16 protein-coding genes are annotated in these 18,741 nt (G+C 33.6%); 12 read left to right on the forward strand and 4 right to left on the reverse strand.

Going from position 1 to position 18,741, the window contains the following annotated elements; translation table 11 throughout:
• Window positions 1-16 precede the first annotated feature (16 nt).
• The 5 genes from PQF96_RS19330 (at window position 17) to PQF96_RS19350 (ending at window position 5,974) form a co-directional block, all read left to right on the forward strand.
• Window positions 17-1,849, forward strand: coding sequence for a serine hydrolase domain-containing protein (locus tag PQF96_RS19330; protein ID WP_271767864.1), 1,833 nt, complete (start codon window positions 17-19; stop codon window positions 1,847-1,849).
• 110 nt (window positions 1,850-1,959) lie between these two features.
• Window positions 1,960-2,889 (forward strand): hypothetical protein, encoded by a 930-nt coding sequence (locus PQF96_RS19335; RefSeq protein WP_271767865.1) that lies wholly within the window; start codon window positions 1,960-1,962, stop codon window positions 2,887-2,889.
• A gap of 22 nt (window positions 2,890-2,911) precedes the next feature.
• The gene (locus PQF96_RS19340; RefSeq protein WP_271767866.1) at window positions 2,912-3,826 is read left to right on the forward strand and encodes a TolB-like translocation protein; all 915 of its coding nucleotides are present in this window, start codon (window positions 2,912-2,914) and stop codon (window positions 3,824-3,826) included.
• A 118-nt stretch (window positions 3,827-3,944) separates the two neighbouring features.
• The gene (locus PQF96_RS19345; RefSeq protein ID WP_271767867.1) at window positions 3,945-4,715 is read left to right on the forward strand and encodes a hypothetical protein; all 771 of its coding nucleotides are present in this window, start codon (window positions 3,945-3,947) and stop codon (window positions 4,713-4,715) included.
• A gap of 125 nt (window positions 4,716-4,840) precedes the next feature.
• The gene (locus tag PQF96_RS19350) at window positions 4,841-5,974 is read left to right on the forward strand and encodes an alpha/beta hydrolase (protein ID WP_271767868.1); all 1,134 of its coding nucleotides are present in this window, start codon (window positions 4,841-4,843) and stop codon (window positions 5,972-5,974) included.
• 212 nt (window positions 5,975-6,186) lie between these two features.
• Here the strand turns inward: PQF96_RS19350 and PQF96_RS19355 are convergent, their stop codons facing one another.
• The 4 genes from PQF96_RS19355 to PQF96_RS19370 all read right to left on the reverse strand — a co-directional run bounded on the left by PQF96_RS19355 (window position 6,187) and on the right by PQF96_RS19370 (window position 10,132).
• Window positions 6,187-7,302, reverse strand: coding sequence for an ABC transporter permease (locus tag PQF96_RS19355; protein ID WP_271767870.1), 1,116 nt, complete (start codon window positions 7,300-7,302; stop codon window positions 6,187-6,189).
• 31 nt (window positions 7,303-7,333) lie between these two features.
• Window positions 7,334-8,254 (reverse strand): ABC transporter ATP-binding protein, encoded by a 921-nt coding sequence (locus PQF96_RS19360; protein WP_271767871.1) that lies wholly within the window; start codon window positions 8,252-8,254, stop codon window positions 7,334-7,336.
• 188 nt (window positions 8,255-8,442) lie between these two features.
• Window positions 8,443-9,138, reverse strand: coding sequence for a LytR/AlgR family response regulator transcription factor (locus tag PQF96_RS19365; protein WP_109437304.1), 696 nt, complete (start codon window positions 9,136-9,138; stop codon window positions 8,443-8,445).
• Between the two features lies 1 nt (window position 9,139).
• Window positions 9,140-10,132, reverse strand: a complete 993-nt coding sequence (locus tag PQF96_RS19370) for a sensor histidine kinase (protein ID WP_271767872.1) — start codon at window positions 10,130-10,132, stop codon at window positions 9,140-9,142.
• 181 nt (window positions 10,133-10,313) lie between these two features.
• On the opposite strand from PQF96_RS19370, the gene PQF96_RS19375 reads away from it, so the two are divergent.
• The 7 genes from PQF96_RS19375 to PQF96_RS19405 all read left to right on the forward strand — a co-directional run bounded on the left by PQF96_RS19375 (window position 10,314) and on the right by PQF96_RS19405 (window position 18,738).
• A complete protein-coding gene (locus PQF96_RS19375; RefSeq protein ID WP_271767873.1) occupies window positions 10,314-11,483 on the forward strand; it encodes an alpha/beta hydrolase-fold protein in 1,170 nt (389 codons plus the stop codon).
• A gap of 106 nt (window positions 11,484-11,589) precedes the next feature.
• Window positions 11,590-13,557, forward strand: coding sequence for a serine hydrolase (locus PQF96_RS19380; protein ID WP_271767874.1), 1,968 nt, complete (start codon window positions 11,590-11,592; stop codon window positions 13,555-13,557).
• A gap of 431 nt (window positions 13,558-13,988) precedes the next feature.
• A complete protein-coding gene (locus PQF96_RS19385; protein ID WP_271767875.1) occupies window positions 13,989-14,162 on the forward strand; it encodes a hypothetical protein in 174 nt (57 codons plus the stop codon).
• A complete protein-coding gene (locus PQF96_RS19390) occupies window positions 14,129-14,323 on the forward strand; it encodes a hypothetical protein (protein ID WP_271767876.1) in 195 nt (64 codons plus the stop codon). The genes PQF96_RS19385 and PQF96_RS19390 overlap by 34 nt, the downstream gene beginning before the upstream one ends.
• Window positions 14,324-14,686: 363 nt before the next feature.
• Entirely contained in the window at window positions 14,687-15,781 is a 1,095-nt protein-coding gene (locus tag PQF96_RS19395; protein ID WP_271767877.1) for a sensor histidine kinase, read from the forward strand.
• Window positions 15,782-16,073: 292 nt separating this feature from the next.
• Window positions 16,074-17,726 (forward strand): S41 family peptidase, encoded by a 1,653-nt coding sequence (locus PQF96_RS19400; protein ID WP_271767878.1) that lies wholly within the window; start codon window positions 16,074-16,076, stop codon window positions 17,724-17,726.
• A 178-nt stretch (window positions 17,727-17,904) separates the two neighbouring features.
• Window positions 17,905-18,738: a dienelactone hydrolase family protein gene (locus PQF96_RS19405; protein WP_271767879.1), complete on the forward strand. Its 834-nt coding sequence runs from the start codon at window positions 17,905-17,907 to the stop codon at window positions 18,736-18,738.
• Window positions 18,739-18,741 lie beyond the last annotated feature (3 nt).

Raw genomic sequence — 18,741 nt, forward strand, 5'->3', positions numbered from 1 at the left:
TTTAAAAACTTAAACAATGAAAAATATTATCTCAGTCTTCTTCATTATTATTCTTTTTCAATCATGTACGAAAGAATCAAATACTGATACTACCATTGATTTAGTTAAAAAGGTAGAAACAGGTCTTACAACTCGGGTACATATAGAAGGCGATTCAACATGGTCTATAGAAGAACGTATGAAACATTACGGAATTCCAGGTGTGAGTATTGCAGTCATATATAATGGTGAAATTGCTTGGTCAAAAGGCTATGGTGTAACTGATAAAGAAAGTAACACTCCTGTAACAAAACAAACTCTTTTCCAGGCAGCAGCAACTAGTATGCCTGTAACAGCCTATGGTGCATTACGTCTTGTAGAAGAAAATAAATTAGACTTAGATAAAGATGTTAACAGTTATTTAAAATCCTGGAAAATACCAGAAAATAAATTTACCAAAGACAAGAAAGTTACTATCAAAAACCTTTTGAATCACTCCGCCGGAATACATCCGCGTGGAACAGGACGATATAGTATTGATGAAAAAATTCCTACACTTGTAGAGATCTTAAACGGAACTTCTCCAGCTAAAAACGAGCCAGTCACTACAAATAAAGAACCTGAAGAAAGTGTTCGTTTTGCGTATACTAGCTATGTGCCTATTCAGCAATTGATGCTGGATGTGGAGGGGAAAAGATTCCCAGAAATCATGGATGAACTCGTATTACAACCTTTAGAAATGAACAATAGTACGTTTAATCAATCGCTAACAATAGCACAATTAGCAAAGGCGGCTACAGGGTATTTAAAAGATGGTTCTATGGTAAAAGGAAGGAGAAACATCTATCCTTCAATGGCTTCAAATGGATTATGGACAACTGCCGAGGACTATGCAAAATTTATAGCCAACGTACAGCAAACCCTAAACGATAAGCGTACTAAAGGATTATCAAAAGGTCTGACAGCATTAATGGGCACGCCATATGGTGTAAGTAATAATTCTGGTTGGTCATTTACACTAGGCTTAGGTTTTCAGCTTTTTAATAGAAATAATGAAATCTACTTAAGGCATCACGGATGGAATACAGGATTCTATGCTGAAATAATGGCTCATAGAGACAAAGGTTATGGTGTGGTTGTGATGACCAATTCCACGTTTCCAGCTTTTAATGCCGAAGTTATTCGCGCTGTTGCTATGGCTTATGAGTGGGATAAGTTTGTTCCAATACATAAAAAGATAGAAATTGAACAATCTTTAGTCGATGAAATTACTGGTAGATATAACGCCAATGGTAGGATTGTTGAAGTTTTTCAAAAGGATAATCAACTGTTCTATAAAGATATCCTTGATCTAGAAGCAAAAGAACTCATCAAAGTCTCAGATAGTAGTTTTGTTAAAAGAAATTCTAGTCGACTTATCCAATTCAAGCCAGATTCTGAAAACCAAACACTCAATTTAATTTACCTGAATAGAAACGATGGAACAATAGCTTCAACTTTTGTTAAGATGGATACTGATAAAAAAGAACCTATAGAATTCCTTCTTGAAGGTGATTTTGACAAAGCACTCAATGCTTATAGAATCAAAAAGGAAGAGGACGCTACGTACCTAACAGTAACTGAAGATTATTTAAATGATATAGGTTATGATTTTTTCCATGCAGATAGAATGAAATTATCACAAGATGTTTTCAAAGTAAATATCATGCTTTATCCTGATAGTTATAAAGTATACGACAGTTATGCAGAAGCCTGTATGAAAGCAGGAAAAATTGACCTGGCAATTTTAAATTACACGAAATCTCTTGAATTAAACCCCCAAAATAATGGTGCTAAACATAAACTTAAGGAATTACAAAAAAGTAAATGAAACAAAATTAAATCTAAAATGAAATATGGTAACATGTTTAGTGGTTAAAAATGAATCAAATATTAAAATCATTCAGTCTAACTGTTGAAAAACATTATAAAACTTATACAATGAGAATAACGTATTCTATTTTACTGCTTGCAGGGACACTATTTTTAAATGCCTGTAATAGTAAAAAACAAGACTCTGAAGATAATGATTCATCAATTGTACAAAATCTTTATTTTGGCCAAAAACCGCCAAGTTTAACTCCAGAAATTTTTGCTCCTGGAATTATTTCACTTAATGGAAGATATGAACATGGTATTTCGTTTTCTCCTGATTTAGAAGAATTATATTTTGGAGCTAATTATGAAGACCAAGATCCAAGTATATATTTCTCAAAACTCGAAGACAAAAAATGGACAAGTCCTAAAAAAGTAAATTTTACAAAAGGCAAAAAAGTGGGTGAAATGCATCCATTTGTGAGTCCTAATGGTACAATGATTCATTTTGCAGCTCATGATTCATTTACATCTCCTCACCATGAATCTTCAGTTAAAACTTGGTATGTAAAGCGTTCCGAGAATTCCTGGAGTGATGCCAGAGAACTTGACTCCCCTATAAATAATGATTTAGTTTTTTATTCGAATGAAGCGAAAAACGGAGATATTTTTTATACAAATTTGTCAAAACGAAAAATGTATTATGCACCTAAAATAAATGATAAATTCCCCAAAGTACACGAAGTTGGAATTGAATTTGGTTTTCACGGTTTTATTTCCCCATCTCAAGATTATTTAGTGGTAAATGGGCAAAACAGAGAAGATGATCAAAGAAAAGACAGTGAAATCTATGTCTATTTTAAGAAGAAAGATGGAACCTGGTCAAAACCAATGAATCTTGGGAATGCCGTAAATTCTGATTTTGATGAAACATGCCCAAGTATAACTCCTGATGGTAACTATTTATTCTTTGGGAGATATAACGAAGAAGGTGGATTATCAAATTTTTATTGGGTAGATACCGAGGTTATTGAGAATCTTAGGCCCAAAGAATGATCCATAATAAAAAGAAGAAAACATGAAAACAATGAAATTATTACTATTGATATTAACTATATCGCTTCATACTGCCTTTGCTCAAGAAAATATCGAAAACGATCCTAGTTTTCTACTCTTAGAGGGACCTTATTTTGGCCAAAAACCACCAGGTTTAACTCCAGAAATTTTTGCTCCAGGTATTGTTTCAATTAATGGAAGGTTTGAAGGGACCGTTTCGTTTTCTTCGGAGTTGACTGAAATGTATTTTGCAGCTGATAATGACGACGACGAAACATCTATCTATTTCTCAAAACTCGAAGACAAAAATTGGGCTCCAATAAAAAGAGCAAATTTTACTAAAGGGAAAAAAAATGAAGAAATACATCCATTCGTTAGTCCTGATGGCAAAAGGATCTATTTCACAGCTTTAGACTCTGTTTTTAAGGATGAGAAAATTTGGTATGTAAACCGTTTAGGAGATTTCTGGAGTGATGCAATTCTGCTTGATTCTCCTATAAATGACGATCTGGTGTTTTTTCCTAATCAGGCTAAAAACGGTGATCTTTATTATTTCAATCTATCAAAACTCAAAACATATTATGCACCTAATAAAAATGGTGAGTTTCCTGAAATCCATGAAGTTGCATTGGAATTTGGTCATCATGCTTTCATTTCGCCATCTCAAGATTACTTGATAGTAACCGCACAGAAAGATGAAGAAGGAAGAAAGGATAATGATATGTATGTCTATTTTAAAAAGAAAAACGGAACGTGGACAAAACCCATAAATCTTGGGAATACCATAAACACTAGTTTTAATGAAAAAGGGCCAAGAATCACTCCAGATGGTAAGTATTTGTTTTTTGGTAGGGATGAACGAGATATAGAACCTGGACTGGCAAACATTTATTGGGTGAGCACAGAAGTTATTGAGAATCTTAGCCCCAAAGAATGATCCATAATAAAAAGAAGGAAACATGAAAACAATGAAATTACTACTATTGATATATGCTATATCGCTTCATATTGTCTTTGCTCAAGAAAATATGGAAAGTGAACCTAGTTTTCCACTCTTGGAGGGACCTTATCTTGGGCAAAAACCACCTGGCTTAACACCTGAAGTATTCGCTCCTGGAATTGTTTCGACAGAGCATCGCGACCTTAGTGCTTTCTTCACACCTGACATGAAAGAATTTTATTTTACCAGAAAAGACGTCAAAACGGAAAACTGGTCCTTAGTTGTTTATAAATTAGAAGACAATCAATGGCAAAAATCTGTGGTAGGCCCTAGAGTAGGTCGACCCATCATTGCTCCGAATGGTAAGATCATGCACTTGGGTAGCAAATATATGGAACGTACCGAGACTGGTTGGTCAGAGGTGAAAAGTCTTGGCCCCATGTTTGACAGAGAAGATTGGGGTATTATGCGCTTATCGGCATCCACCAATGGTACCTATGTTTTTGATGATTATAAAAGCAACGATGTAATCCGCATATCAACGCTCAAGGACGGTAAGCGTGAAGAACCCAAACTTCTCGGTAAGGAGATTAACACAGGTAAATGGACTGCACATCCCTTCATTGCGCCAGATGAGTCCTATTTAATCTGGGATAGTGAAAAAGACAATGGATATGGTGATTCTGATCTGTATATCAGTTTTCGACAGCAAGACGGTTCATGGGGAACTGCTATTAATATGGGAGATAAAATTAATACCGATTCCTGGGAATCCGGAGGATATGTAACACCAGACAGAAAATATTTTTTCTTTAATAGGGGAGACAGAGATGGGGATATATTTTGGGTAGATGCTAAAATTATTGAAACACTTAGACCTCAGTAACATACCAAGTTAAAATATTAACATTACAAAATAGTCAAGATAAAAACTAAGGCATTTTATACGCCTTTGCGAATACATATTCCAAAGCAATGATAAACCCTGTAATAAATACCCTAAATTAAAAAATGAAAATTCTTAAAAATCACGTCCATATAATTTATACACTCATTCTTTTTGTATTCCTGCTTTCTCAATTAAGTAATGCTCAAGTAATCTCAAAAGAACCAGAAGATTTGTTTATAGTTGGTAGTGAATCTATTCGTTTTCGATCTGAAATTAACAATAGTGATTATACATTACATATTAATCTTCCTGAAAACTATATTAATGATCCAACGAAAACATACCCTGTATTTTATGCACTGGACGGCTACCGCATATTTGGCATTACTACACACATTTATAAAGGTATTTGGGATGATGGTTTCGCCCCCGAAATAATTATCGTTGGAATTACTAATAGTGGATCAAAGACAAGCCCAACTTTACATAGAACAAGAGATTTAACCCCTACAGCGATAGAGCGAATAAGTACTTCTGGTGGAGCATCAACATTTTTAAAGGTATTGAGTGATGAAATTATCCCGCTAATAGATCGTAATTATAGATCAGACAAAACAAATCGAACGTTGGCAGGAACTTCATTTGCTGGGTTATTTACTCATTATACACTGTTTACACAACCTTCCTTATTTACTAATTATATTATTAATAACCTTACTTTATGGTGGGATGATGACTATCCATACCAATTGGAAGAAGCGTTTTATCAAAAAAATAAAAGTCTACACGCCAATGTAATATTTTTAAACAGTGAATATAATGATATGCCAAAGGCGATTACAATGTTTGATCAAATAAAAAGGCATAACTATAATCATTTAACTTTAGGTTTTCGAATGATTGAAAATATGGGGCATTTGGGAGGAGAGGCAGAGGCTATGAATCAAGGCATGAGGTTTGCTTATAAGCGACCTGCTATTAAAGTACCAGAAAAAGCATTAAAACAATATTGCGGCACCTTTCAAGATGGGGCTTATGTTCGTGAGATCGTTATTAGAGATGGAGAATTAACCTTAATTCGTACAGGAGATGTCCAGGGAGCGAAAATTCAAGTGATTAACGAGACTGAATTTGCGATTTTAGGAAGGTATTTTGATTTTCATTTTAATAGAGATGAAAAGGGTAATGTGATTAGTTTCTCTAGCCAGTTTGATACTGATCCTTCAAGGACAAGAACAGCCATTAAAATCAAATAAGCAATTGCAAATAGATAAACTACTTATAAATTAAATAATAACATTGGTACTATAGCAACCTTAACTTATCCTCTAAAAGAAAGCGTTGATTGAAACCTGTGTTAGGGATAGAACGGATACCCCACAGCGAAGCGAGGAGTATAAGTGATAGCCCGACCCGAAGGGTAACACCCTAACTATAGAGGTGTATTTGACAATGCATTTTGGACAGGCTATTCTATCGCAATAATATTTTTCTTAAATAATACTGTGGAAACCAAAGTCATTCCAAGACCAATGGCTAGTAGAATTCCCATTTTAGGAAGAATGGCTATCAATGGTAATTGTCTCCAAAAAATATCAAAGAAACCTTCAATTCCCCAATAATTTACGCTAATTACTGCAATGTTTTGCATGAATACCGGCATCATACTAATCGGAATCATGCTTCCTCCAATAGCAGACATCAGAATGATAATAATGGTACTCATTCCTTGTAATTGTTGACGTGTTTTTACTGTAGAGACTAAGAAAACTCCAAAACTAGACACTGCAAACGAGATGCATAAAATCAATACTATCAATGAGAATGTATCCATAAAAATTGGTAATCCAAATGCCAACCAAGAAAAAACAAACATGGTAGTTAATTGTAAAATAGAAACCACCATGGCCGTTCCCATTTTTGCTAATAAAATATGTAATGGTTTTACAGGAGCAGTTAACAAACGTTTTAAAGTCCCTGCATCTTTTTCATCTAACAATCCACCGCCAATAGCGGCTATACTAAATAACAACATCATAATTGCTGTTCCTCCTACGGCTTGTACTAAACCAGGATGCGCTTTGGTAGAACTCTCTTTTATTAACGAAGTAGTTTTTAACTTTACATTGTTAATCACATTTATTTTTCCTAAATGGTATCTGAACCCTTCTTTTAACACTGTATGCACAATTCGCATTTGTATATCTCTTGCTGCGTCATACTTTAATTCGATGGGTAAAGCTACATCAGCAACGACAGCATCAGAAAATCCTTTTTCAAAAATTAAAACAGCTACATTTTTTCCTTTCCTGACAAGATCTAAAGCTTTCTCTTCTTCTGAAGGAATCAAACGAATGGTTTGCATAGTATTCAATTTTGCAATCAATTCTTGAGAAGCTGTTGTGGCATCTTTATCCACAACTAAAACCCCTAAAGGTTTTGGAGCGCTTTTCTTTTTTCCAACACCGCCAAATGCAAATGCAAATAACGTAATCATAATTATAGGCAATAAAAAGGTAATTAGAATTCCCTTTTTATCTGAGAAATACAGTCTAAGGTCTTTTTTTAAAATAGTAATGATCATGATGATTGGTTTTGTAATGGATTGATGCTTGTTAATCTCTTAATTGTTTTCCTGTGAGGTTTAAAAAGATCGCTTCTAAGTTTACTTTTTTTAGTTGTATGTCTTTGATGCTTAATTGTAATTCATTACATGCTGTGATCACATTAGAAAGTTCTTTCACGGTACTTTCTACTAATAACTTATTTTTATTTTGTGTCATGGTATAAGAAAGTAATTTTCTTAGTTGATTTACATTGCTTTCAGAAAGGAAATCAAACTCGAACAGAATGCTTTCTTTTGTCTGCACCAATTCTTTTAATTGAGATTGAGTTCCTTGTGCGATGATTTCTCCAGAATCTATAATGGCAATACGATCACACAAACGCTCTACTTCTTCCATATAATGTGTTGTATAGACAATGGTTATTCCCTGCTTGTTTAAGGTTTCAATAACCTCAAAAATGTGATTTCTACTTTGGGGATCGATGCCCACAGTCGGCTCGTCCATAAACAATACTTTAGGATTATGTAATAACGCCGCGGCAATATTTATTCTGCGTTTCATTCCCCCTGAATAGGTTTTGATCAAATCTTTTTTCCGATCTAACAATCCGATTAATTCTAGGGTTGTATGAATTCTTTCTTTTAATACTTTGGAAGGAATTCCATACAAATTACCCCAGAACAGTAAGTTTTCATATGCAGAAAGATCTTCGTATAAAGATATCTCCTGAGGTACTACACCAATCAAATGTTTACATTCTTTAGAATTCTCAATACTATTTTTACCATCGATATGAATAGTTCCTGTATCACTTTTTAAAATAGTACTCATCATATTGAGCGTGGTAGATTTTCCAGCACCATTGGGGCCTAAGAATCCGAAGATTTCTCCTTTTTTAATGGTAAAACTAATATCGTTTACCGCTAGTACGTTTTGAAATGATTTGGAAAGATTTTGTACTTGGATCATAGATAGTTGCGCTTATTGATTACTCAAATGTCGTGAACGCATTACTATCTATTGAAATCATCTTACTGAATTGTATTTTTTTAAGGATGAATTGTATGTTAGATAAAAAAATGAATTGTATCTTAATTAATTTCAATGATATAAGACAGGAGGCAAGTATACTGTGTATGAAATAAAAAGTAATTACGTTATAATTTTGCTAAAACTTCCAATTTTTTAAAAACAATAACTTTATACATAGCGCTCACAGGGACTTTATTATTTTCGATTAACACATATGTTTTGGTTGCCTTTGTAACTCTATCCAAATTGGAAATATATGATTTATGTGTGCGTTGGAAATTTTCAGATAATAATGTAGTAATATTAATAAGCGTTTCAGAGATAAGGTACATTCTTGAATCTGTAAATATTTTTAAATAATTTCCAAAACTCTGAATGTATAGAATTGATGTAAATGAAATATTTACAGGCATACCATCATGTTTTATTTGAAGTTCTTCACTTACACTATTTTTTTTAGGGTCTTTTATTTTTGAAACCGAAACTTTATTTATGGCTTTCAAAAAGCGTTCAAGTTTTATCGGTTTTAACAAATAATCTACAACACCATAATTATAACTTTCTAATGCATACTCAGAATAGGCCGTAGTTAAAATCACTTTAGGTGGTTTTAATAGAGAACGCAAAATTTCCATTCCATTAAGTTCGGGCATTTTTATATCAAGAAAAATGAGATCAACGTCATTTTGTTGAATGAAATTGATAAATTCAAGTGGATTCCCAGTACTAATTACAATATCAAAGTTCTCTATTTTAGAACAATACTCTTCTAACACTTTACGTGCTAATAATTCATCATCGACAATACCAATTTTCATCATATTATATGGCTAAATCAATAGTTAAGTTTACACGATATTCGTTTCCTTTATCTGCAATATCTAATGTGTGAGCATTAGGATATAATAGACCTAAACGCCTTTTTACATTTTCAAGCCCTAGTCCGTTTCTATTTGATGCTGTAATCATCGTAGGCTTTGAATTAACCACACCAAAATGTAGTGTAGTATTTTTTATAGTGGCAGAAATATCAATTTTACTCTGTTCATTAGTACTTTGCGCTCCATGTTTAATAGCATTTTCAACAAAAGGAATTAACAACATTGGTGCAATTCCTAATCCCGAAAGATCGCCTTCAATTAAAAATTCAACAGTGCATCGTTTACTGAGTCTTTTTTCTTCAAGCAACAGGTAATTTTCTATAAACTCAAGTTCTTCTTTTAATAAAACCGTTTCTTTTTTTGAACTCTCTAATTGATACCGCATTAATTCTGAAAGCTGCATAACAACATCAGGAGTTTCAGGCGATTGTTGTCTAGAAAGTGCATAAATACTATTTAATGAATTGAAAAAAAAATGTGGATTCACTTGCTCTTTTAAATAGTTAAGTTCCATCTCTTTTTGTAACTTTTCTTTGTCTTCTTTTTCTCTTCTGAACACTATATTTCTTCTCAAAAAGAAGGCAGCCATTCCAGTTCCGGTCGTATATATAAGAAAGAAAATCATTTTATAAACACCATACCAGCCATCCTTCCAATATCCTTTCAAATATGCCCCAAAAAACAAACTCCCAATAAGAAGTATTGTATATAAAAAATAGCGTCTCTTATCAAAAAAAGATGGGATTAAAACAAAATGGTTTATCCATATGATACCCATAATTGCCATTGTATAATTAAGACCATGTAAGTAAAAATAAAAAGTAGTATCAAATCTATCCTTAAACGCCCACATACTTAATACTTCAAGTGTAAGTACCAATAAAAAGGCTCCAATATTAAGGAGTATTGTATGCTGTAAAGAGGTTTTAATCATAAACTATTTTAATATCTAATAAAGATACTATCTATAAATTCAAATCGTCTTAATTTCTTTACAAAAGGGTTATATCAATGACGAAATTGTTTCATCATTTAATTGTTGCATTTATCCTATTAATGGATTTCGACATTGAATATACTATACATTTATTCAACATTTAAGTAAAAAATAAACAATGAGAAATTACAATTTTATAATTTTAATACTTGTATTCACTTTATTTCTAAATGCGTGCAATACCAAAAAACAGAAAGTAAACGATCCTGATGTTACTCGTTTAACAGAACACAGTGAACCAGCAGTTACCTTAGGCGAAATATCTTCACTTCAGTCAAAAGTGTTAAACAAAACTATTCCGCTATCAATCCATTTGCCTGCGAACTACGATAGTTCCAGGAAAACCTATCCCGTGCTGTATATGTTGGGTTCAGATTACCGGGCCCGATTCGCCATGTTAGCTTCTACACTTGACTACATGGGCGAGGGACAAATTCCTGAGATGATACTCATTGGAATAGATCTACCCGACGGAAATAGTATTTTGCTGCCAACGAGGGAAAAACAAGACACAACAATTCCGGATAGTTATATTAATTTCTTGGAGAAAGAGCTGATGCCGCATGTGGATAATACATACCGGACTGCTCCGTACAATGTACTTTATGGCGCTTCTAACAGTGGTTTTTTTACTGTTTACGCGCTGCTCAATAAGCCCCATCTGTTTAATGGCTATTTTGCAAGCAGTCCATCCCTTATGCACATACCAACAGTGCTTCAACAAAAAATAAAAACAGGTCCGTTAAAATCGATTGCGGAAAACAGATCTCTACACATCATTTATAGCGATGAAGAGGGGTTAACAGATATTGTTACTGAATTCTCTAGTGTTATAGCGGATCATAAACCAGAGAGTTTTACCTATAAAGTGGATGAATTGGTGAACCAGGGTCATGTACCAGCGATGGATTTTACACTGTTTCTTCTTGCGTTATATCCTGATTTCAATCCCTTCAATCCCGGTGAAAACCTAGAATCGTTGGATAAAGTGACACAACATTTCGATATGTTATCAAAACGATATGGGTATGAAATCAAGCCACCTATAGGCGTCATATTTAACCTTGGTTTTCACACGATACTAAGTAAGGATTTAATTGCCGCAGAAGAAATCTTTCAATATTCCATAGAAGTGTATCCTGAAGGGAAGGAATCTTATCTCGGAATGGGACTTGTACGCAGAGCTCAAGGTCAGCTTGAAAGTGCTAAGGTCATGATCGAAAAAGCACTGACAATTGATCCAGAATTTTCACTTGCTAAAAGGTGGTTACAAAGACTCGAGAAATGAAACCTGGTTTTATTCATCAAAAATCGATTAGGTAGATTTATTAAGTTAAAAAAGAAATAGCCAATTGACTTCATCGCAAATCAATTAGCTAGGAAAAACAGAAAATATGAGAATTATCAAATTATTAATATTGACATGTGCTTTATCGCTAAACACTGTCTTTGCTCAAGAAAATAATGTAAGCGGAAATTCGCAAATAGAGAATGGATCTGCCTTAGAATCACCCCAAATTAGGGTAATTCCGATAAAAGATTCTAATAATGAAAGAAATTATGAATTGTATATAGAGTTGCCAGAAGATTATACTGAGAACAATAGTAAAAAGTATCCTGTCCTTTATTACACAGATGCTATGTGGCATCTCGAAATGCTATCTGGATCAACAGAATACATACTAGAAAATGTTATTCTAGTTGGGATTTCCTGGCAGAAGGACATCGCAAAAGATTTAAAGCAACAATATGGGGCTCATGCTAGCCGATTTACAGATTATTCCTTCTGGAAAAAAACCAACCCTAATCATCCCAAACTCAAATTTGGGCAAGCTAAAAATCACTTAGAATTTATTCGCAACGATGTCATCCAATATGTAGAAAACAACTATCGTACTGATTCAAATAGTCGTTCCTATTTTGGGTATTCACTAAGCGGTGCATTCGGTGCTTATATACTATTGACTCGACCTGATACTTTTGATAATTACATTCTTGGTAGTCCATTGAACAAAGGCCTTATCCCTTACCTTTCTGAGATTAATACCGAATTAGAACCTTTAGAGTCTACATTGAATGCCAACGTATTTATCGCCTATGGCACATTAGAAAAAGAAAAGGACGAACCTATAGACGAATTTATTAAATTATTGGATAGCAGAAAAGATTTAACAGTATCCATTCAAAATAAAGTAATTGAAGGTGATCATCAAACCGCTTTCCCAATGATTGCTGTACAAAGTGTCACTTGGTTGTCATCCCTGATGAGTCATGTTTCAAGTGGTAATGAAGTATCATTCTGGGATATCCCGTACCTCAATAATGCATTTGTTAACACAACACCAGAGGATAGAAAGGATCGGATATCTGTTGATACATTGGCGGTGAGTAGCAATGATCGAAAAGCAATCCTTAACCTTTCTCAAGAGATTTTTGATGGCAAACATGGAAGCTATGATGCTTTACTCATTTCGCACAAAAACAAATTAGTTTTTGAATCCTATTATAAAAAAGGCCGTATCAACTTGCCTCATGGACAAGCTTCAGCAGTAAAAGCTTATACTAGTTTGGTTTTGGGAAGAGCCATTCAAATGGGGTACCTATCCATGGAAGATCTAAACAAACCATTGATTAGTTTTCTAAAGGATATTAATCCTGAAAAAATCACCAAAGGAGCCGAAAAAATCACACTTCATAAGGCTTTGACTATGCATGGAGGACTTAATATTGATAGAGACAAATGGAAAGAAATCGAGAAAGATTCCACTCGGTTAAAAGGTCAAGGCTTCATTCAGACCCTTCTTGAACATAGTGAACCTATTACTTCAGCATCTCAGACATATTTGTATGGTAATTTCAATCCAATGTTAGTAATGACTGTTATTGACGCCGTTGTCCCAGGAACGGCAGAGGACTTTATTAAAACAGAGTTACTTGACAAACTCGGTATTACAAATTATAAATGGTCAACTCATATTAGCGGTTTACCAGAAGCCGGGTGGCGCGCAAGTATCATGTCGCGAGACATGATCAAATTGGGTAATTTGGTTCTTAATAAAGGTAAATTAAACGGGGAACAGCTTATTTCTGCAGACTATCTTGAGAAAGCCAACAGTGGCATTGTGAAACCTACTCAAGACTGGATACCTAAAACGTATCGTTACGGCTATTTTTGGTATCAAACACCTATAATGGTAGATAGTAAAAGTTATGATGCCACATTTGCTTGGGGAGGCGGTGGACAACATATAATAGTGGTCGCAGCGCTTGACTTAACTATTGTAATCTCTGGCCATGATGGTAAAGATACAATAATGACTCAGCTTTTAAAAACCATCGTACCGGCATTTGTTAAAACCTAATTTCCCGTATTTGAAAAACGTTACCTTAATCAAAAACCACCAGGATTAATCCCTGAACCGTTTGCTCCCGATATTGTTTCAACAGAAGAATATCTTGAAACTGTTGTAACGTTTTTACCTGATATGAAGGAACTCTCTTTTACCAGGTCAGGTGGGAAATATAAAGAACCAACATTGTTTGTTATGCAATACAAAAATCATAAATGGAGCAGGAAATCAATTCCATCAACCGATATCAATAAATATATGGAACGATTCAATCCCAGTGTGTCAGAAATGAAAAACCTTAAACTTTTCAAAGACATCCCCATTGTAGGTTTCTCGGTCTCATCGAAAAGAACATATTATTTTATGTTTTAGATTTCGAGGATGGCAGTGGACATATGAGTTATTCACGCCTTATAAATGATAAATATGAAAAACCTAAAAAAATGAGCAAGGCGATTAATACAGGAAAATATATTGCTCACCCTTTCATTGCTCCAGATGAATCCTATTTAATATGGGATGCTGAGAAAGAAGGTGAAAATACTCCTGATATCTATATTAGTTTTCGGCAAAAAGATGGCTCATGGGGGGAGCAATTAACATGGGAAATAAAATAAATACACCTCTCTATGAACAGCACGCTAGGGTAACTCCTGATGGAAAATATTTGTTTTTTTGGAAGGGAGATGTAAAGGTTAGAGAAGATGGTAGCAGATATGTCATAGGAAGCCCTTATTGGGTGAGTACCCAGATAATTGAGAACCTAAGGCCAAAGTAAGGCGGAATATATAGAAAAGTTCTGATAAACCTTTTTTGTGAATGGATCAGCCGACGGATTAGAATTGTAAATACAAATAAGTAAACAATGAAAAAAACACATTTTATTTTAATGCTTGTGACTGAGTTATTTTTAAATACCCCTACTCAAATCTAAACCATAAAACTGACTCTAACAGCATTTTTTTGGGTTGCATGGCATACAAATAATTCCGTTATTCGCATTATGATTATCCAAAAATCGAAAACTACTATTATAAACCAAACTAAGGTAACTGTTATTTTTGGGTTAATATACGCTTCATGAATTGGATTTATATTCTATCAAGCAAGTCGAGAGATCCCATTAATAGGTTTATGATTTATGATATTACTTAACAAGAAAAAACGTATACAATATTTGGGTTTTAATGATATTTGGTTTTCAATAATCGGCATTTTTGTTTTAAGTATTATTACAGACTATTTATTTAGTAATCAATCAGAAAGAAAAACAGTAGAGTTAAAGTTTATAGGTTGGGTGGCTTCCTCATTTTTTACAATTTGTGATTGGCTTATTCTACGAACTATTTTAATTTATTTACGTAGAAAATTCCCTGATTTTCGAAATGATATAAAACGAATTCTACTTCTTCTTTTTGCTATAGTAAGTATCATTATTGTTGTTGATTTTGTGGGAGGTCAATTAATATCCGCAACTTTAAACCTATTGGGATACAACTCTTCTCATTCATCAAGATTAAAGACGCTTATTCCTATTATATTGATCACTACTATGACTATGGCAATATATGAAGCCGTTTATTATTATGTAAGACTTAAAAAGTCTATTAGGGAAGAAGAACAGGCAAAACAAATTATGATTCAGGCACAATTAGATACCTTAAGAAATCAAGCGCAACCTCATTTTTTATTCAATAGTTTAAATACATTACGTGATATTATTGATCAAGATTCTAAAGAAGATGCAAAAGATTTCGTAGACAATTTATCAGATGTATATCGTTTTATATTAGAGTCAGGTAATGCAAATTTAATTTCGCTTAAAGAGGAATTAAAATTTGTTAAGGCATATATTCATATTCAATCTGAAAGATTTGGAGATAATTTAAAAATAAATTGGAATATTCCAGAAGCTAAATTAGCTGCTATGATAGTACCTATGAGTTTACAGCTTTTGATAGAAAATGCTATAAAACATAATATTGTTTCTAGAGCAAAGCCTTTAAATGTATATGTAGAAATAAAAGGGGACTATTTAGTTGTAAGAAATAAAATTCAAACAAAATCCACACAAACACCATCAACAAAAATTGGATTGAAAAATATTGAAAAAAGATATACATTAACTTCAAGTAAATTACCGATTATTAAAAATGATGGTGATCAATTTACTGTTTCTTTACCCTTATTAAAATTATCTGATCAAAAGAAAAACTATACAAATACTAATACTTGATGATGAATCACTTGCTGTACAAGTCAAGTACAAAATCTACTCAATGCTATTCAAACTTTTAAGGTTAATAGTATCGATTTCACATAAAGTTATCGCTGTCAAATTCTCGTGATCAAGAATTTATTGTAAGTATATAAAAGGCACGTAATTTTAAAGAGTGGATAAGTAATAACCATCCTGTCACATTTCAAGTAGTAAAAACTACGTTTCAACAAAAAGAACTGTTTTCGAATATAGGATAAAGCAATATTTGTGATATAATTAATAACAATATCCATTAATCCATTATATCATGAAAAAAATATTTTTTTTACTAAATATCTTATTGTTTTTTCAATTGTCTGCGCAAGAAACTCTAAGTTCAGCGCAATGGCAAGAAGACCTTCGTTTTATTCAAAATACAATACATGAAGACTATTCATTTCTTTTTGTAAAAACAACAAAAGAACATTTTAATACCGAAGTGGAAACTTTATATAATGACATTCCGAATTTACAAGAACACGAAATTATTGTTGGAATTTCTAGACTCGTGTCTTTATTCAAATACGGGCATACCTATGTTAGTTTTCATCAAAAGCCTTTTGAGTTTTCACAATTTCCTTTCAACTTATATGAATTTAATGATGGCATTTATATTCAGGGAACGCACAAGAACTACCCAGAAGCAGTTGGGGCAAAAGTTATAGCAGTAGAAGGGAAGCCTATTTCAGAGGTTCTAAAAGCAATTGAACCGACAGTAGAAGTAGAGAATACACAATATTTTAAAGCCTACGGAATTAATAATATACGGTATCCTGCAGTCCTACATGCTCAAAAAATTACAAAAACCCTTCAAAATGAAGTTACATTTACTTTAGAAAAAAATGATAAAGTATTTACCCAATCCTTTACTGCATTAGCTAAAGGAGAAAATGTGCCTACCCACCGTGGTTATGTACATCAAAATGAAAATTGGTTAGATGCAAGAGACTCATCAACAACACCTCTATATTTACAACATCTAGACAAGGTTTACTTCTCAACATACTTAGCCAAAGAAAAAGCGATGTATGTTAGACATAGCAGAATCAGAGATGAAGCCGAAGAAAGTACTAAGGATTTTTATGCCCGTGTTTTTAATGAAATAGAAACTAACGATACCGAGAAATTAATTATCGATTTGCGTCTAAATGGTGGTGGAAATAACTATTTAAATAAAGATGTTATAAAAGGTCTTATAAAAGCCGAAAAGATAAATAAAATAGGTAAGTTATTTGTCATTATCGGAAAACGAACCTTTTCTGCTTGCCAAAACTTAGTTAATGAAATAGACAATTATACCAATGTTATTTTTGTGGGAGAACCCACAGCAGAAAATGTTAATTTCTGGGGGGATAACCGCCCTGTAACACTACCCAACAGTGGTATTAATATCTCTTTATCGTATTTATGGTGGCAAGATAAGCCGGCTATGGAAAATGCAGATTGGATCGCTCCTAGTATTCCAGTTACCATGAGTTTTAATGAATATGCAAGTAATCAAGATCCTGTACTTGATGCAGCATTAACTTTTGATGTTCCAGATTTCAAACCTAAGCCAATGGATTATATCGTTAGCTTGTATTTATCTGGGCAAACACAAAAACTGGCAGAAGAACTTCCTAAAATGATTCAAGACCCACTTTATGCGTTTTGTGATTTTGAGACAGGCTTACTTAGAGTAGGAAATATTTTATTGCAAAGTGGTCGTACACCTCAAATTCAGGCTTCCATTCAGGTATTTTCTATGATTTTACAGCTATTCCCAAATTCTGCAAACGCTTATAAATATCAGGGAGAAGCGTACATTGCACTGCAAGATAATGATAAAGCAACAGAAGCACTCAAAAAGGCTATTTCTTTGGATTCTAGGGGTGATATTGGTAAAACTGCCAAAGAAATACTTTTGCAAATAACGAATTAGTCAAAATTAAACACGGATTTGATCGTACCGGTTAGAAATTGTTTAAAAAATAAATGCTCGTCATAGCATTTATTTTTTAAACAATTACGTGCATTGGCTAGGACAATTTTATACTTCAACAAAAGAGGAAAGTAGGGTAGATATTCACTATATTTATGTTGTCAAAAAATACATCAATATGAAAATTATCACCTATTTTTTATTAGTTACTCTTGTATTTACCATATCATGTAAGCAAAAAGCAGAATCCAAACCTGAAATAGATACTACATCAGAAGCACCCGTTGTAAAAGTTAAGGGAACCGAAGTGACTTATGCCACGGACTCTACCAACTTAAAAGGCTATATTGCATATGATGAGAATATAAAAGGTAAACGTCCGGGGGTTCTTATTGTACACGAATGGTGGGGACATAATGATTATGTAAGAGAGCGAGCTGATATGCTCGCAGAACTTGGTTATACTGCCATTGCTATAGATATGTATGGTGACGGGAAACAAGCTGATCATCCTGACGATGCGGGTAAGTTCGCCATGAGCGTTATGAACAATTTGCCTGAAGCTACGGCACGTTTTAATGCAGCGATCAATGTATTGCAACAACATGAATCCGTAGATAAGGAAAAGCTAGCTGCCATTGGATATTGTTTTGGAGGGAGTGTAGCATTGACTATGGCCAACAATGGTGCTGACCTAGATGCTGTTGCGGCCTTTCATAGTGGTGTAGCTTTGCCTGTAATGCCAAACAAAGATCTAAAAGCTCGTGTATTGGTATGCAACGGTGCAGATGATCCTTTTGTAAGTGCAGAATCTATTACAGCTTTTAAAACAGCTATGGACTCTATAGGAGCCAAGTATGAATACATCGCTTATCCAGGGGTAACACATAGCTATACTTCTAAAGAGGCAGACACTAATGGAGAAAAATTTAATTTGCCTTTGGCTTATAATGCCGATGCAGATCAAAAATCATGGGAAAGCTTGCAACAATTGTTTGAAGATGTTTTTTAATGA

The sequence above is a fragment of the Aquimarina algiphila genome (genome assembly GCF_947494415.1).
GTDB classification, from domain to species: domain Bacteria; phylum Bacteroidota; class Bacteroidia; order Flavobacteriales; family Flavobacteriaceae; genus Aquimarina; species Aquimarina algiphila.

Bases quoted from the DNA above. Each gene is read 5' to 3' on its own strand.
- PQF96_RS19330 (WP_271767864.1), top strand. From the start codon at position 17: ATGAAAAATATTATCTCAGTCTTCTTCATTATTATTCTTTTTCAATCA.
- PQF96_RS19335 (WP_271767865.1), top strand. From the start codon at position 1,960: ATGAGAATAACGTATTCTATTTTACTGCTTGCAGGGACACTATTTTTA.
- PQF96_RS19340 (WP_271767866.1), top strand. From the start codon at position 2,912: ATGAAAACAATGAAATTATTACTATTGATATTAACTATATCGCTTCAT.
- PQF96_RS19350 (WP_271767868.1), top strand. From the start codon at position 4,841: ATGAAAATTCTTAAAAATCACGTCCATATAATTTATACACTCATTCTT.
- PQF96_RS19355 (WP_271767870.1), bottom strand. From the start codon at position 7,302: ATGATCATTACTATTTTAAAAAAAGACCTTAGACTGTATTTCTCAGAT.
- PQF96_RS19360 (WP_271767871.1), bottom strand. From the start codon at position 8,254: ATGATCCAAGTACAAAATCTTTCCAAATCATTTCAAAACGTACTAGCG.
- PQF96_RS19365 (WP_109437304.1), bottom strand. From the start codon at position 9,138: ATGATGAAAATTGGTATTGTCGATGATGAATTATTAGCACGTAAAGTG.
- PQF96_RS19370 (WP_271767872.1), bottom strand. From the start codon at position 10,132: ATGATTAAAACCTCTTTACAGCATACAATACTCCTTAATATTGGAGCC.
- PQF96_RS19375 (WP_271767873.1), top strand. From the start codon at position 10,314: ATGAGAAATTACAATTTTATAATTTTAATACTTGTATTCACTTTATTT.
- PQF96_RS19380 (WP_271767874.1), top strand. From the start codon at position 11,590: ATGAGAATTATCAAATTATTAATATTGACATGTGCTTTATCGCTAAAC.
- PQF96_RS19385 (WP_271767875.1), top strand. From the start codon at position 13,989: ATGAGCAAGGCGATTAATACAGGAAAATATATTGCTCACCCTTTCATT.
- PQF96_RS19390 (WP_271767876.1), top strand. From the start codon at position 14,129: ATGGGGGGAGCAATTAACATGGGAAATAAAATAAATACACCTCTCTAT.
- PQF96_RS19395 (WP_271767877.1), top strand. From the start codon at position 14,687: ATGATATTACTTAACAAGAAAAAACGTATACAATATTTGGGTTTTAAT.
- PQF96_RS19400 (WP_271767878.1), top strand. From the start codon at position 16,074: ATGAAAAAAATATTTTTTTTACTAAATATCTTATTGTTTTTTCAATTG.
- PQF96_RS19405 (WP_271767879.1), top strand. From the start codon at position 17,905: ATGAAAATTATCACCTATTTTTTATTAGTTACTCTTGTATTTACCATA.